The organism is Cohnella sp. 56 (assembly GCF_037963805.1).
GTDB lineage: Bacteria > Bacillota > Bacilli > Paenibacillales > Paenibacillaceae > Cohnella.
In genome coordinates this window covers 260,338-275,779 of sequence record NZ_JAZDQE010000001.1, presented here as the reverse complement: position 1 = coordinate 275,779, position 15,442 = coordinate 260,338, and the positions used below count along the sequence as shown (strand labels likewise).

General features: G+C 58.8%; 15 protein-coding genes and 1 pseudogene. 5 read left to right on the top strand and 11 right to left on the bottom strand.

Annotated features, from left to right (window positions below; all coding sequences use genetic code 11):
* The first annotated feature begins 89 nt into the window (after positions 1-89).
* Positions 90-2,195, top strand: a complete 2,106-nt coding sequence (locus VQ071_RS01210) for a cache domain-containing sensor histidine kinase (protein ID WP_445293244.1) — start codon at positions 90-92, stop codon at positions 2,193-2,195.
* Entirely contained in the window at positions 2,192-3,844 is a 1,653-nt protein-coding gene (locus tag VQ071_RS01205; protein ID WP_340512007.1) for a response regulator, read from the top strand. The genes VQ071_RS01210 and VQ071_RS01205 overlap by 4 nt, the downstream gene beginning before the upstream one ends.
* Here VQ071_RS01205 and VQ071_RS01200 read toward each other — a convergent pair.
* From VQ071_RS01200 to VQ071_RS01180, 5 genes and pseudogenes are all read right to left on the bottom strand, one after another.
* Positions 3,822-5,030: an amidohydrolase gene (locus VQ071_RS01200; protein WP_340512006.1), complete on the bottom strand. Its 1,209-nt coding sequence runs from the start codon at positions 5,028-5,030 to the stop codon at positions 3,822-3,824. The two genes, VQ071_RS01205 and VQ071_RS01200, sit on opposite strands and share 23 nt — an antisense overlap.
* Positions 5,031-5,230: 200 nt before the next feature.
* On the bottom strand, positions 5,231-5,890 hold the full coding sequence (locus VQ071_RS01195) for a GDSL-type esterase/lipase family protein (protein ID WP_340512005.1): 660 nt from the start codon (positions 5,888-5,890) through the stop codon (positions 5,231-5,233).
* Between the two features lie 87 nt (positions 5,891-5,977).
* Positions 5,978-7,315, bottom strand: coding sequence for a hypothetical protein (locus VQ071_RS01190; RefSeq protein WP_445293248.1), 1,338 nt, complete (start codon positions 7,313-7,315; stop codon positions 5,978-5,980).
* A gap of 542 nt (positions 7,316-7,857) precedes the next feature.
* Positions 7,858-8,799 (bottom strand): IS1595 family transposase, encoded by a 942-nt coding sequence (locus VQ071_RS01185; protein WP_340512004.1) that lies wholly within the window; start codon positions 8,797-8,799, stop codon positions 7,858-7,860.
* 233 nt (positions 8,800-9,032) lie between these two features.
* Positions 9,033-9,317, bottom strand: a pseudogene (locus VQ071_RS01180) (LacI family DNA-binding transcriptional regulator); the annotation flags it as partial.
* A 444-nt stretch (positions 9,318-9,761) separates the two neighbouring features.
* On the opposite strand from VQ071_RS01180, the gene VQ071_RS01175 reads away from it, so the two are divergent.
* The 3 genes from VQ071_RS01175 to VQ071_RS01165 all read left to right on the top strand — a co-directional run bounded on the left by VQ071_RS01175 (position 9,762) and on the right by VQ071_RS01165 (position 11,577).
* Positions 9,762-9,980, top strand: coding sequence for a hypothetical protein (locus tag VQ071_RS01175; RefSeq protein ID WP_340512003.1), 219 nt, complete (start codon positions 9,762-9,764; stop codon positions 9,978-9,980).
* 66 nt (positions 9,981-10,046) lie between these two features.
* On the top strand, positions 10,047-10,565 hold the full coding sequence (locus VQ071_RS01170) for a L,D-transpeptidase (RefSeq protein ID WP_340512002.1): 519 nt from the start codon (positions 10,047-10,049) through the stop codon (positions 10,563-10,565).
* Between the two features lie 199 nt (positions 10,566-10,764).
* Positions 10,765-11,577: a hypothetical protein gene (locus tag VQ071_RS01165; RefSeq protein WP_340512001.1), complete on the top strand. Its 813-nt coding sequence runs from the start codon at positions 10,765-10,767 to the stop codon at positions 11,575-11,577.
* 110 nt (positions 11,578-11,687) lie between these two features.
* On the opposite strand, the gene VQ071_RS01160 is transcribed toward VQ071_RS01165, so the two are convergent.
* The 6 genes from VQ071_RS01160 to VQ071_RS01135 form a co-directional block, all read right to left on the bottom strand.
* Positions 11,688-11,891: a cold-shock protein gene (locus tag VQ071_RS01160; RefSeq protein WP_090118053.1), complete on the bottom strand. Its 204-nt coding sequence runs from the start codon at positions 11,889-11,891 to the stop codon at positions 11,688-11,690.
* 464 nt (positions 11,892-12,355) lie between these two features.
* Entirely contained in the window at positions 12,356-12,571 is a 216-nt protein-coding gene (locus tag VQ071_RS01155; RefSeq protein WP_340511999.1) for a cold-shock protein, read from the bottom strand.
* A 142-nt stretch (positions 12,572-12,713) separates the two neighbouring features.
* Positions 12,714-13,181, bottom strand: a complete 468-nt coding sequence (locus tag VQ071_RS01150) for a hypothetical protein (protein WP_340511998.1) — start codon at positions 13,179-13,181, stop codon at positions 12,714-12,716.
* A 92-nt stretch (positions 13,182-13,273) separates the two neighbouring features.
* A complete protein-coding gene (locus VQ071_RS01145) occupies positions 13,274-13,510 on the bottom strand; it encodes a DUF6953 family protein (RefSeq protein WP_340511997.1) in 237 nt (78 codons plus the stop codon).
* A 46-nt stretch (positions 13,511-13,556) separates the two neighbouring features.
* Complete coding sequence (locus tag VQ071_RS01140) at positions 13,557-14,612, bottom strand: LacI family DNA-binding transcriptional regulator (RefSeq protein WP_340512369.1); 1,056 nt, start codon at positions 14,610-14,612, stop codon at positions 13,557-13,559.
* 41 nt (positions 14,613-14,653) lie between these two features.
* On the bottom strand, positions 14,654-15,382 hold the full coding sequence (locus VQ071_RS01135) for a metallophosphoesterase family protein (protein WP_340511996.1): 729 nt from the start codon (positions 15,380-15,382) through the stop codon (positions 14,654-14,656).
* Positions 15,383-15,442: the final 60 nt, after the last annotated feature.

Genomic DNA, 15,442 nt, shown 5'->3' with positions numbered 1-15,442 from the left:
ATATTCTAAAATATAAATCGTTATTGCGGCGCTGGACACCGATAGATATGATGGGTTTGGTGTAATATATTGACCTCGGGGGAATGGTCTTGAAAAAAAGCATTCGCGCGAAGCTGACGGTGCTGCTGCTCGCCGCCACGATCATCCCGATGGCGCTGTCCATGATCATCTCGGACTTCTACATCAAAAACCAGGTGACGGACAAGTCGATCCTGGAGAACCGCAGCCTGCTGCAAGTGGGCAAAAACAACATCCTGAACTACATGAACACGCTGAACCGGAATTCGCTCAGCGTCTACAACTCTATTAATTCGCCTACGTCCCTGTATGCGCTCATCGAGCGCTTCGGCTCCCCCGGCGTCGATCCCGAGACCGCCGATCTCGCCTACCGGACGACAATCTATCAGCATCTGCTCAACATGTATCAGTCGGACAAAGAGATTCATCAGATTCATCTGCAGATCGGCCAGGGCGAGGACAGCTGGTCGTATCTGCTGGCGCGGGGCATGTTCCGCAGCGGGCGGGAGTCGGACGGCGGCTGGCCTGCGGGACGGGCGGACAACCCGCTCCCGTTCGTGGAGCCGGCCCACAAGAGCGCCAACTACGAGCTGGACGTCGGGCGGTCCGTGAGCGAGCAGGACGTCATCACGCTGCGCAGGCCGATTATCCGCACGCCGAGCGATCAGATCATCGGCTACTTGTCCATCGACGTCCGGCTGGACGAGCTGCACAGCATCTGCGCCCAGCTCGCGCAATCCGCCGAAGAGCGGCTGTACCTGCTGGACCGGCAGGGGGGCGTCGTCTGCGCGGCGGACGAGGCCGGGAATCGGGTTGCGGTGCGAGGCGGGGATGCGGACGGGAACCGGGACGGGGATGCGGACGGGGGCCCCGATGGGGACCGGCAACTGCGCAATGCGGCATGGACGCGCGACATTCTGGGCGGCGAGGGCGGCAGCGGGGACTTTAAATGGTCGGATAAACAATTCGCCGGCTATGTGATCTACGATACGCTGCAGACGCAGTTCATGGACTGGATCGTCGCGAAGCAGCTGCCCTACTCCTATCTGTATCAGAACGCGCGCGGCATCCGCACGATCAACTCGCTCATCATCGCGCTGTCGCTCGTGGTCGCCGTCATCGCGACGGCGGTCGTCTCCCTGCAGTTCACGCGTCCGATCAAGAAGCTCATCGCGCGCATGAACCTCGTGCAGGCGGGCAAATGGAGCGCAGGCGCGGACGCCGGTCTCGCGCAGAGCAGCGACGAATTCGGCGTGCTGGAGCGGCGGTTCGGCACGATGGTGTCGACGATCGAGGAGCTGATCAACCGGGAGTACAAGCTGGCGCTCGCGAACAAGACGAACCAGCTCAAGATGATGCAGGCGCAGACCAACCCGCATTTTCTGAACAATGCGCTCCAGTCGATCGGGACGCTTGCCCTGCAGTCGGGCGCGCCCAAGGTATACGCGCTGATCGCGGCGATGGCGCGCATGATGCGCTACAGCATGAATACCGAGGAGACCGTCGTACCGCTGTCGGCCGAGCTCGCGCACGCCAAGGCTTACCTCGAGCTGCAGCAGCAGCGGTTCGGCGAGCATCTGGCCGTCTCCTACGAGATCGATCCGGAGGCGCTGGATATCCCCGTGCCCAAGATGGTGCTGCAGCCGCTCGTCGAGAACTGCTTCAAGCACGGCTATGCGGCGAGCGCGAGCGCCGGCGGCGGGGCGGGTGGCAGGGCGGCGAGCGATGCACAAGGCGGAGGCGGGGCAGCGAGCGCGAGCGCCGGCGGGGAGGCGAGCGGCAGAGCGGCGAGCGAGGCGCAGGGCGGCGCTGCCCCCAGGGCGCAGGGCAGCGAGCTCCGCATCCGCGCGCGGCCGGATGCCGGGCGCGGATGGCTGCATCTCGAGGTCGAGGACGATGGCCGGGGCATGGCGCCCGGTCCGCTGGCCGAGCTGCGCGGCCGCTTGGCCCGCGCGGGAGACGCCGACGGCATGGGCGGACAGATCGGCCTCGCCAACGTGTTCATGCGCCTCCGGCTGTACTTCGGAGACGAGGCGGAGATTGCCGTAGACAGCTCGGCCAGAGGCGGGTTCAAGGTCAGACTGACCATCCCGCTGCGAGAGACGGCGAAGGCAGAAGACGATGCAGGAGGACCGGCGCTGCGCGCGACCGGGAGCGATGGGGAGGAATCGAGATGAAGATCGTGCTCGTAGACGACGAACGTCATGTGCGGGAGGCCGTCCGGCTGCTCGTCGATTGGGAATCTCTCGGGATCGACGAGATCTATGAAGCCGCCGACGGCGAAGAAGCGGCGGCGCTGATCGAGCGCGAGCGGCCCGGCATCGTCATCACCGACATGATGATGCCGGTGCGCGGCGGGCTCGATCTGCTCGCCTGGCTCCAGGCGCATCGCCCCGAGATTCAGAAGATCGTCATCAGCGGCCACGACGACTTTCACCTCGTTCGAGGCACGATGCAGCACGGCGGACAGGATTATCTGTTGAAGCCGATCGATCCGGAGCAGCTGAGCGGGGCGCTGCGGCGCGCTGCGGACCGCTGGCGCGAACAGGATCACTCCCGCAAGCGCGAGCTCGCGAGGAGCATGGAGATCAATCAGCTGCGCCCGGTCATGCGCGACCGCATCTTCTCCGACCTGCTCGGCGGGAGCGATCCGTACGGCAATGCGCATCATGCGCTGCAAGAACTGCCAGGCGCCCCGCTGGCGTCCGCCTGCCGCGTCGTCATCTTGAGCGCAGACTCTGCGGCCGCCGAGGTCGCGAACCGGTACGCGCGCAACCGCGACCTGCTCTACTTCACGCTCATCAACATCGCGGACGATGTGCTGCTGCCCGGCGGACATGGCCTCGCCTGCCGGAATCTGCGCGAGGACGGCGAGGTGCTGCTCTTCTGCTGGGCGCCGCCCGGCGCAGCGCGGACAGCGTCGCCGCCGCTAGCGGAGCTGCTGGCGAAGATCAACGACGGCTGCGAGCTGACGCTGCGCAGCCGCTTCGACTTCGGCATCGGTCCCGTGCAGTCCTTTCCGGATGGGACGGCGCTCTCCTATCAGGCCGCCAGGGCGGCGCTGCGAGAGCGGGATGTGCTGGCCGGGCGTACGCACTACTATTCATACGACCCTGCCGTGATGCGGGTCTCGGCTCCCGCTCCGCGCCTCGAAGCCTACGAGGAGAGTCTGCGGCTCGCCGCCCTGAGCGGATCGGACAAGCCGATCCGCGATGCGGTCGGCCGCTGGATGGCCGACGTGCGGCGCCTGCCCCGCATCAGCGCGGAGCAGCTGCAGCGGTGGCAGGCGGAGCTCGCGGAGATGCTCCGGCGATGGCTGCAGTCTGATAGCGGGCGATCCGGCGAGCGGCAGGATGCGCAGGCGACCGCCGACGCACACGACGCAGCCATCGATACCAGCGGCCTCGCCACGCTGGATGAACGAGGCCGACTCGATCTCGATCGTCTGGAATCCGAGCTGATCGCCATCTTGAAGGCATGGTCGCACGGTCGCGCGGCCGCTCATCAGCCCAGCCAGAGCGCGATCCCCGCCGTCGTCCGCTATATCGAGCAGCATTACAACAGAGAGCTCACCCTGCAGGATATCGCGAGTCATTTTTACCTGAGCCGGGAATACATCTCCCGGAGATTCAAGCAGGAGACCGGAGAGAATCTGATCGACTTTCTCTGCCGCATCCGCATCGACAAAGCCAAGCTGCTGCTCGAGAGCCCCCACTTCAAGATCGCTCAGGTGGCCGAGATGGTCGGCTATGCCGACGAGAAGTACTTCAGCAAGGTGTTCAAAAAATGGACCGGCGTGTCTCCTAATCAGTATCGGAAAGGTTAACATGCGAAGATCCCAGCAATGTCAGCGCAGCCCGGACGAACATCGACGTCTGGGTAGCCATCGCTTGCTCGTCGATCGTGAACCGGGGATGATGATGCGGATAGACAATCCCCTGCTCTGCATTGCCCGCTCCGACGAAGAAGTAAGCGCCGGGGATTACCGTCTGATAGGCGGAAAAATCCTCTCCCCCCATGGAAGGATTAAGCGGCTCTATGCACCCGGCGCCGTATGCTTCGATCGCGATCTGACGCAGCGCCCGAATCAGCGCCGGATCGTTCATCACGGCCTGGTATCCGGGCTGGACCGTTAATTCATACTCGGCTTCGTGCGCCTGGGTAATGCCCCCGACAACCGTCTCCATCCGGCGGACAATCTGCTCCCGGACGTCCGGTACGAAGGTGCGGATCGTCCCGCCCAGCTCTACCGCATCCGGAATCACATTATTGGCGGTCCCGCCGTTGATTTGGGTTACCGATACGACGGCTTGATCGAATGCGCTCGTATTTCTCGCTACGATATGCTGCAGGTTTGTGATGACTTGGGCCGCGATGGCGATGCTGTCGATCGTGCGGTGGGGAGACGCAGCATGCCCCCCTTTTCCCTTGACGACGATGCGGAACGAATCCGTCGCAGCCATCGCCGGACCCTCGATAAACGCCATTTTCCCTAAAGCCAAATGAGACCATAGATGGGCGCCGATAATCCAATCCACGCCGTCCAGCACCCCGGCGGCTATCATCTCCCGGGCTCCGCCGGGCGGCACCTCCTCCGCATGCTGGAACAAGAAGCGAATCTCCCCGCAGAAATGCGCGGTAAGCTGCGCCAATACCTTCACGGCTCCCAGCAGCACGGCCGTATGCGCATCGTGGCCGCATGCGTGCATCACACCATCCGTACGGGATACGAACTCGAATTCGTTCTGCTCCTGAATCGGCAGCGCGTCCATATCCGCACGGACGGCCAGCACCTTGGGAACGCCCGGCAGCTCTCCTGTCAACCGGGCCATCACGCTCGTCCGCGTCGGCCGACTCAGCTCCAGTCCTTCGATACTGCTCAAGGCTTCGTATACATAGGCGGCAGTCTTCACTTCTTGAAAGGACAATTCCGGATGCTGATGCAAATACCGTCTCCAAGCGACGACCTCGTCCTGCACACTGTCCAGCAAGGGCCTAACGTCAATTGTCATCGGATAATTCCAACCTCCTGCGCTGCATAGAATTGATTGGGCTTATACACTCAACAATGACATAGACACCGGCCGTTCGCCATTAGAGATAATTGTCTTATGCTATGAAGATATCGCTTCAACAGCCCCCTACGCAGCAACAGCGGCCCCCAAGGGCCGCTGCCATACCGCGCGATCGCTTCCTGCATGTCGTTCCGTCATTACAAATACTGCTGCATATTGCCCAGCACACGGGCGTAGGCGTCCGGATTCATATGAATCCCGTCCGTGGCATACGCTGCCCTCAGATTGCCTTCCTCGTCCATTAATCCCTCATTCACGTCAATAAAAGTATATCCGTGCCGATGCGTCAGTTGGGCGATAGCGGCGTTCGCTTCCCTGAGCGCCTCATTCGTGCGATAGCGGAATACTTCCTCCATCGCGGCCCGAGACACACCGGGGAACTCCGCCTTGGCATTGACCGGATAGTAAGCCATCACATACACCGAGCAGTGCGGCAGCCGTCGTCCGATCCGGGTCAGGATATCGTCATAGTTCGCGAGCAGCCGCTCCAGCCTGTAGTCGGGGGTGCCGACGTCATTGGAGCCGATGTTGATGAATATCTTGGACGGCTCCAGCTCAAAGATACAAGCTTCCATCGACGCCAGCAGCTCGGCGCTCACAAATCCGGCGATGCCCCGATTGTAGATGCAATAGGTGCCCGGCAGCGTTTGCTGCAGCTCGTTAATCGGAAAAAACTCCATCAGCGAGGAGCCCACGAGCACGGTCTGCCCTTTGGCCGCGAACCGGTTCAGCATCCGATAATTGCGCAGTTTATCCAGCTTCTCGCCATCCATCGCCGGGTATGTCTCCTGATTCATAGCCGCCCCTCCTTCGATCCGTTCGCATTCTCCTTTCATCATGGGACGCCTGCGCCTTCCCGTCAAGGCTGCGTGTCCCACTCAGATTCAGATAAGGAACATGGCGACGACCGTCGTGACCGCGAGTCCGATCAGCACCGGCAGCAAATTGCGGCGCGCCAGTTCAAACGGGCTGACGCCGCAGATCGCTGCGGCCGGGATGAGCGCCCATGGGATGAGCGTGCCTCCGCCGACCCAGATGGCCGCCACCTGACCGAGTGCCGTCAGCGTATCCGTGCCGCCGACCGAGGCGCCGAACATCCGGGCGATCGAACCGACCAGCGAGATGCCGGAGAAGCCGGAGCCGTCGAGCCCCGTAATTGCACCTACGATCGTCAGCGTCACCGAACTGACCGCGCCATTCAGCGGCACCGTATTCGCCAGCGCGACGCCAAGATCGTTGACGATGCCGTGCGAGCCCGCAGGCAGCTGGCCGATCAGGTCCGAAAATGCCGAGTCGCCGAGATAGAAGAAGGCCGCGATCGGGATAACGGGACCGAACACCCGGAAGCCGAATTGCAGCCCCTCGATGAGATAATCGGTCGTCGCCTCAAGTCCCCGGTTCCCGTGCGCCAGCAGCGTCACGGCAATCAGGATCAACACGGCCGTGCCTCCGATCAGCGCTGTCGCATCTCCTCCCTGCAGATCGAACAATATCATCGCGCCCACGTCTGCCAGGAACAGCAGCGGAATAATTACAGCAAGCAGCCGCTTGAGCGTCTGCGGCATCGCGATCGCATCCGATCGCCGATCCGCGCCGTCTCCGGCGGGAGCCGCGACCAGGCCTTCGCGGAATGTACCCCGCTTCATGTCCCGTCGCATGAGCCAGAATGCCGCGATCGTCGTGACGACCCCCATCACAGCCACGAGCGGGATGCTCGCCTCCATCACCTGCGCCACCGGCAACCCGGCGGCGTCTGCCGTGAGCTTGGGCGCGCCTTGAATAATATAATCGCCCGACAAGGCGATGCCGTGGCCGAACAGATTCATCGCCATCGCAGCGCCGAGTGCCGGCAACCCTACCCTGACGGCGACCGGCAGCAGCACGGCTCCGATCAACGCGACAGCCGGCGACGGCCAGAAAAACCAGGACGTGACCATCATAATAATCCCGATTCCCCAATAAGCCATCGCAGGTGTCCGTATGAACCGGGTCAGCGGCGCCACCATCACTTCGTTAATTCCCGTGCGGATCAAGATGCGGCTCATCGATACGATAATCGAGATGATGAGGATGGTGCCGATGAGCTCCTTAATGGCATAAATAAAGCTGTTGAATATACCCGACACCGAGCTGCCGAAGCTGTCGGCGGCGATCAAGCCGAGCGCCAATATGCCGCACACACATACCAGCGTCGTATCCCTGCGCATGACGAGCATCGCCATAACAAACAAAATAAAAGCCAGATACACCCAATGCAAGGATGTCAGGGCTACCTCCAAAACAATCACCCTCTGCCTCTCCGCGAAGACTGCTACATCGTATGCCGAGAAACGGGCGGGCGTTCGTCCCGCGGAGCGGGGGGCTGGACTCGCTTTTCCCCCTTTTCTACGGTATCCCCTTCGCACAGGAACAGGGCAATGCTCAAAAAGGATGTACGATGGCACAGCGACCCCGGAACCCAGCATAGCGCAGCAGGCGCCAAGCCGTTAAATGAAATAGGTATCGACAAATGGCACGGCAATCGCAGCAAGATAGGATTTTAAACAAGGGCGAGGTTGTACAAAGGCGGGAATGGCAGCAGGATGCCACGATGAGTTGATGACAGCAGGATGCAACGATGAGCTGATGACAGCAAGCTGCAACGATAGCGGGAAAAGTTTGCGAAGGTCGGCACTTACAGGAAGGTCGCGGGAAGGAGCTGTTTTAGGGATAGCGCACGCGGCATTTTTGCATAGAAACTCAATTCAAATAACATGCGATGAATTTAACAAACCTCTGCGCCACGAAGCCTTGGCTTCCTCCTGCCGGCGATACCTGTCCAACGTATCGGCCGCACATGACGATCCTTGCCCACCAGTTCGGGCTGCGTGATTGTGTTCGTCGAACCGCACAGCGAGAGCAACGTCTCCTGCGCATCCGCGCGAACGTTAAGACGAAAGCAATATTCATCGAGATAGGCTTGAAGATGCTTAGGTCCGATGCCTCCGAACGTCCGTGCCAGCCAGCGAATGACGCCCCGCCAGATTCCTCCAAGCTCCGTCACGCCGAAGCCGTCGTTCACCTTCACGACTTCGATGTTCCTCGTACGGGATTTGGCATCGGCCGCATGGCGCCACACAAAACCGCCGATCGATTCCAGATCGAACACACGGCGCGCAAATCCCGCGGCAGGCATTCGCTTTATTTTCACAGCTGTCAACTCTCCGGTGTCCGGATCGCTAGAAGCGCCCACAATCACGGGCTGCTCCTGTGGGGCCAACGGATCCGAAGGCCAACTCGTCGTCGGACCGGCATAGAAGTTGCCATATACCTGCAAATCGCCCGCCAACGGACTGGCCTCGTCAAGGACCTGAATCGCATGACGAAGCTTGTGATTAATCAGCCACGCCGTCTTGTAAGTAACCAGAATCCGCTCGGCCAGCAGCTTGGCAGAGATGCCGATTTGCATAAGGAACAACGCCTGGAACCACTTCACTAAAGGCGTACGCGTACCTTCAAGAATCGTTCCCGCCGTCAAGGATGTCTGATGCGCGCAAGAACGACATTCGAAGAGCCTGCGACCTCGGGAGGAGATACGATAATAGGCTGAACAACCGCAACGGGGGCACCGAAACCCGGTGGGCCACTTCGCCTGATAAAATGCATGCTCGCACTCCTCTTCATGAAATTCAGGCATCTGGCCGTGAGGCAACTGCTCCAAACTCATCATTTACACCTCCAAACAAATGAGAATATATGTTCTCATTATAAGGTGAAGTTCCAAAAATTTCAACAGAGAATTTGCTAACCTGATCGAAGGGGATATCCGGCAGCGTGATTTTCTTCCACTGGTTCAGCACGGAGCCTGTAATGATCGATCAGCGCCTCCATTTGCCGATCGCCCTTCCCTCTCCTTGGCCCGCAATCCAGAGCACGACACTCGACTGAATGAAATCGATTTCATATTTTGTTGTCGGCGTCGCAGATGATGACCTTGTCCCCCATCCGGTAAGCCGTATTCTGTATCCCCTTGATAATCTCCGCAAAGTAAGCCACGTTGATGTCCAACACGATGACGCCGATGGTGCGCGTACGCTGCGAACGGAGATTTTTGGCGGCGGCGTTGGGATGATAGTTGAACTCCTCGATCGCACGCAGCACGCGCTCCGCCGTCTTTCCTTTTACCGGATTCCTATTGTTCAGCACACGGGATACCGTAGCCGGCGATACCCCGGCCAGCTTGGCTACGTCTGTTAGTTAATGATCCATAATACCTCGTTCCGTCCGTTATGTCCTGTTATCCACAATTATAAAAGTGGTGGACACGGGCTGACAAGCTATCGCAGAAGCCGTCCGTATTTGCACTTTTTAACGGTATCCCCTTCGATCAGGAATGACCCTTTAGGTTGCCGAACTCTCATGCTGGGCGACTGGAAAAGGGCCGGGGTCAGGGTGTACAAAAATGTGCGCAGAGCGGGTTAGCGGGAGATCCGGCCTGACGGAAAGGGATACGGTCCAAACGGTCCAAAGGAGGCTTCATGCGCCGGACCTGTGCGAAGGGGATATGCCTCAAACGTGCCACAGTACGATCCGTGCTCCCCCACGTCCGCACCATCGTTTTTAAGTTTGACAAAGAGTACAGTGAGTGATACGTTTTGATCATTTATACTTAAAGGAGTGCTGTGTGTCATGGCGATCAACCGCAGGCTGACGACCGACGCGGACTTTCAAGAGGCGATGGAGCGCCAGCTTCGCTTGCGGGTGTTCAAGAACGAACATATCGTGGACAGCGGCGGCGTCATTCTACGTTTTGACGACAACACTGTCGTTATTCAGTCCAGTGTCAGCGATCTGGCTTACCACTCGAGGCAAGGCTGCGAATTTTTTGAGCTTAAGCGGCGGACTTGATTCGGAATAGACCTATTCGCCTCCTCTCGCGCATATCCATGGAACAGCGCAAGGAGGCGATTATACTTGAGAAAAGCAATGTACTGTCTGCTCTGTCTGCTCGTCCTGCTCATCTGCTCGTTCCCCGCCAACGCCGCAGCGGCTGCCGCCTCGTCGTCGCAGATCAAGCTGAACGCGAAGTACGCAAGCTACGAAGACTTCATCGTCATCGACAAGTCGCTGAACAAGCTGGCCTACTTCAAGGAAGGCAAGCTCGTCAAGACGTTCCCGGTGGCGACCGGCGCCAAAGCCTCCTATACGCCGGAGGGGCTGTTCGTCATTCACGAGAAAATCAAGAATCGCCCCTATTACAAAGAGAAGATCAAAGGCGGCGACCCCAAAAACCCGCTCGGCGACCGTTGGTTCGGGCTGGTCGTGCCGCAAAAAGACGGCAGTGTGTCCTATGCCTACGGCATCCACGGCACGAACAACGAGAAGTCGATCGGCAAATATGTCTCAAACGGCTGCATCCGGCTGCACAACAAGGATGTCCGCTGGCTGTACGACAAAGTGCCGAACAAAACGCTCGTGCTGATTCAAAAGTGATCGCTTGGACCACAAACAAACTCAAATGCGAACGTGAGTTCCGAATCACTATTGACGGCTGCCGCATTCATCGTGTATATTGAACGAACAAGTACGATTCATATCATCCGACAGGGGAAGCACCCGTGAGCCAAGGCGAATGCCTTGCTTGCTGGTGCTTTTTTGCTGTCCACCATTACTTTGGCGGGAGGAATGGAATATGAGCAAGAGATGGAGAATACTCGCGGTGGCGACGATATTGTGGGCCGTGCTGCTGCCGGGAGCGGCGAATGCCGCGACGTACACGTTCAGCGCTGCAGGCAAGATCGCGTACGAGAAAATGAATGCGTCCGCAGAGACGGCTGTTCGGACCCGGATTCAGGCGCAGTATGCCGAGCTGCAATCGCTGGAGATGAAGGGCGAAGAGACGGACAAGCGAACCTATGAGCTGCACGACCGCAACGAACTGGCGCTGAAGGCGGTCAAGCTGCGGATCAAGGCGATTGACGAAGCGGCCATCGCGAAGCTGGACGGACAGGTCAAGTCAGCGCAGGCGAAGTACAAGCCGCTCTTCGACTCGTACACCGCGCTTAACAAGCGCGCCGAGGCCGCGCGCAAGCTGAAGAACAAGGAAGTGAACGCGGCGCTCAAGCTGCAGACAGATATTATGAAAGTCACTGTGCAGCTCGCCCGCGATGATATTCGCGCCAAGCAGGACAAGCTTAAGCTGGCTAAAAACGCTGCCGCCTCAAAAGCCAAGCGGGCCAAGGAGCCGCTAGCGGCCATCGATTCGTACAAGCCGCGGATTCAGGCCGAAAAGCGCGCGGCCTCGACCGCGAAGTCGGCCGGCAAGACGCTGTGGAGCAGCTTCAACGCGGCCGCGAAGAAGAGCAACAGCGCAGACGCCTCAAGCCATCTGGCAGGACTGCTCAAGCTGGCGGGCCAGACGAATGCGGCCAAGCAGAATCAGTACGCTCTGGAGCAAAAAATCGCGGACGCCATCGCGCGCGCCGAGACGCTTGCCGCCGCCTAGTCCAGCTCCAGACCCAATGTGATTTATAAGGTTATAAGACAGCACAAAAGCCCGGCCATGGGCCGGGCTTCGCTATTTAAGGGGCGTCTCCGCCGCTTAAAATCAATGACTTACAGCTTTACGACGTTCTCAGCTTGCGGACCGCGGTTGCCTTGAACAACGTTGAATTCAACGCGTTGGCCTTCGTCCAGGGTCTTGAAGCCTTCGCCGACGATTGCGGAGAAGTGAACGAATACGTCGTTGCCGCCTTCAACTTCGATGAAGCCGAAGCCTTTTTCTGCGTTGAACCACTTAACTGTACCTTGTTGAGCCATTTGGTATTACCTCCAAAAATGTTTTTTCTACATGACCTTTATTTTGCGTAGAAAATAAAATTCACATATTGTACAAGGTTATTGATGCTTCTAAAATAATAACCCTCTACAATATGTGAACTCAGGTCAAGATTTAGATTGATTTCATCTTATCATATCTTGTCCAGGAACGCAAATGCAGAATCGGTTTAGCTTGGCAGAATAGTTATACCCCTGTCTGTCTTCCCGCTTGAAAGCGTAGAAAGCCTCGCATAGAATTATAATAACCAGATCAAGGCCGCTTTAAACCTACTTTTTAAAATTTTTTTCGAGGATCGGTTACAGCGTATTCGGCGGCATGCGATACCGGTCCCCAGAGCAGCATCCCCATGCGATAAAAACACAAAAATGCCGCCTTCCCAAGAGGAATAGCGGCATCGGACAATGAACGGGGAAAGGGCCGCGGGACCGATTCCCGGCGTTCGTCAGCTTCGGCTCGACATCGATAGGCTCGTATTCACGAGAGCGGGCAGCATGCGTTCGGTCTTCTCCATAGGCGATCCGCACAACGTGCAGGCAGGCTCGGCGGAGAACGCAAAGTTCTCGCGGATCCACCCGTTGCAGCTGTCACTGGCGCAAGACCACACGGATGTCGGCTCAAGCGGAACTTCTTCTAAAGGCTTCTTGCGGGAATTGTACATGGAGCGCTCCTCTCCAAGGCTAAGCCTTGTTCCTGGTATGGGTGTATACCTTGACGATATATGATTCTCCACGTACATGCATTATATCCATCATAGTCCATTCAAGGCCGGATAGCAACCGCAAGCAGCCCATCCGAGCGATTCAAACCTTGCCGAATCCCTCTTCCTTCAAATATTCCGCGGCTTCCGCATAGGATTCGAAGGCTCCGTCCAGGCTGAGTCCGGCATAGACGTACCACATGCGGTCCTCCGCGTCGTATTTGAGCTCCAGAGTCTGCCGTTTGGCATTTTGCCAGATCTCCTCGTTCGCCGGTTCGACATCCGGACCGTCTTCGCCCGTGAGCGAATCGATCGATGCCGCGATGATCTCGCGGAGACGGTCGGCCGTGAAGTCGGCAATATTCACGAAGCCCCTGTCATCGGTCTCATAGCCTTGCAGCCGGCCCGCGTATACGAAGCCATTGCCGCTGCGGTGCAGATGATAGATCACATTTTTCTTGTCGTAGACGCTGTCTTCGTATTGATAATTCACGCGTCCGAGCGACACGTCCTTGCGCGTCAGCGCCTTGAATTCGTCGGCGATCGCCAACTTCTGCTCGAAGCTCAACATGCCTGCACGCTCCTGTCATTGTTGTACGCGGCTCTCCAGCTGCTCTCGCTCTTCTCCAGACGGGACACCGCAAAAAAAACGCATCTGCAGCCTCAGGTCCAGCCCCAGAAAAAACCGTCCCGATCCCAAGCGACACGTCCTCCATGCAGCTTGCGAAAAGCTTTGACCACTTGCTTGTCGAGCGACGTGTGTCCGCGCTCGTTCACAAATACAAAGCGGTCACCGAAATGCTCCCTTATATAGGCGACAGCCTCTTCCTGCTTCAGCATGCCGCGGTGTCTGATCTCCGCGACCATCCATTCGGCGACGTCTTGCGCCGTGTTGTCCATCAGTTCGCCTCCTCGGCTGACGGCTCGCTCCCGGCGCGCCGGTATCTCAATCTCTGCGAAACGATTCCCTGAGCAGCAGCTCCCCGGCGATCAGCGTCTTCTCGATCGGTCGCTCGGTCTCGGCCAGCCTGGCGAACAGCATCTCTACCGCCCGCTTGCCAAGCCCCTCCCGCGGCACGTGAACGGTGCTGAGCGACGGGAGCGCCTGATTCGTGTTCTCGTCGGTATGGTCGAAGCCCGTAACCGCAACCTGTTCCGGCACACGCACGCCGCATCTGGCCAACGCCTTGAGCACCAAGTATCCCATCGAATCATTCGCGCACACAAATGCAGCAGGCAATTGGTCGCTGGCGTACAGCTCGTCAACGACGCTGTCTACGACCAGATAAGGGTCCTGCTCCCCCATCTGCAGGAGCGGGTCCGCACCGGCATCGGGCACTTCGAGCTTCGCCTCGTCAAGCGCCGTCCGAAAACCAAGCCAGCGATCGCGGAAGCTGGGCGAATACAGCGGGTTGCCTACGAACCGCAGCCGCCGCCGTCCGGACTGTATCACAAGCTCGGTCATCGTCCGGATTGCCTCGAAGTTGTTCATGAATACGGCGTCTGTCGGGACCATCGGGTCCTCGTGGTCGACCAATACGCAGGGAAGCTCCAGATGCCGTATCTCCTGGAGAAGCTGCGTCGACAGATAGCCGACTCCGATCAGCCCGAGCAGTGCCTCGGGGTTGATGCTCCTCAGCGACCGCTCGGAATAATGCTCCGTAATCATCAGGACGCCGATCCCCCGCTCGGTGAGCGCCGCCGCCACGCCGTCGACTATCCGCCCCCAGTACAACGATTCGCGGCTCTGGAACCGGACGGTTGGCATGAGAATTACGACAGTGCCTTTGTTGGCGCCGGACGCAGCCCCCCTGCCCTTGCTGCTCCTGGTTCTGACCGGCGTCTGCTCGCGCGGCTTGGGCTGCCGGTAGTATCCCATCTCATTGGCAGTCTGCAAAATACGCTGGCGCGTCTCTTCGGCTACGCCCGGCTTCCCGGACAGCGCCTGCGAGACGGCAAACTTGGATACGCCCGCCTGATCGGCAATATGCTGCATCGTCACTTTTTTCAATCGGATTCACTCCGTTATGCGCTTTACTGACTTTATTGTACCAGATTGTCGCCCATCATTCTCTGTATGGTCCAGGCCCGATAGCCCGATCCACGGCGTATCTCCAGGCCGTTAAGCTGCCGTCCGTACGCGCAACCGCCGTCAATCCCGATCTTGTCCGCGGCGAACCATATGTCAGGGCTGCCATGAAGATCCGTCGCACGGGTATGTCCGAACACGACGGTCTTCGTCGTACGGGTCGGATAGCCGTAGAATGGCTCCTTGATATATAAAAAGTCCCGCCGCGGCTGCTCGCGCCAATCCGCATAGGCCGGATTCAATCCCGCATGCACAAAAATATGATCCTCGTCCTCCTCATAGAGCGGCAAACCGGCCAGGAAATCAAGATGATGCGCGTAGCGAGATTCCATAAGCCGCCTGAAGGCATCAAGATCATGCGGATCGTACTCGCTGCCGGCATAGCTGGCCATGGTGGCCGGGCCGCCGTGCTCCAAAAACTTGGACGCCACGGTCGGGTCGTCTCCTCGGACGAGGGCTGCAAGCCGTTCGTCGTGGTTGCCCTGAATGACGATCGCGCCGTGATCGCGGCAGAGCTGCATCGCTCGCTCTACGGTCTTCATCGAATCCGGCCCTTTGTCAACCAGATCTCCCAGCAGGATCAGACGGTCGGAGACAGGATCGTACGCCATCCGTTCGAGCAAGGCGTCCAATTCACGGCGGCAACCATGTATGTCGCTAATAATTAACGTTCTAAGCTTCATCCCGCCTGCTCCTTCCACATAAGTCCGATCGTTAGTAATTAGCCGGCCGCACTGGCTATT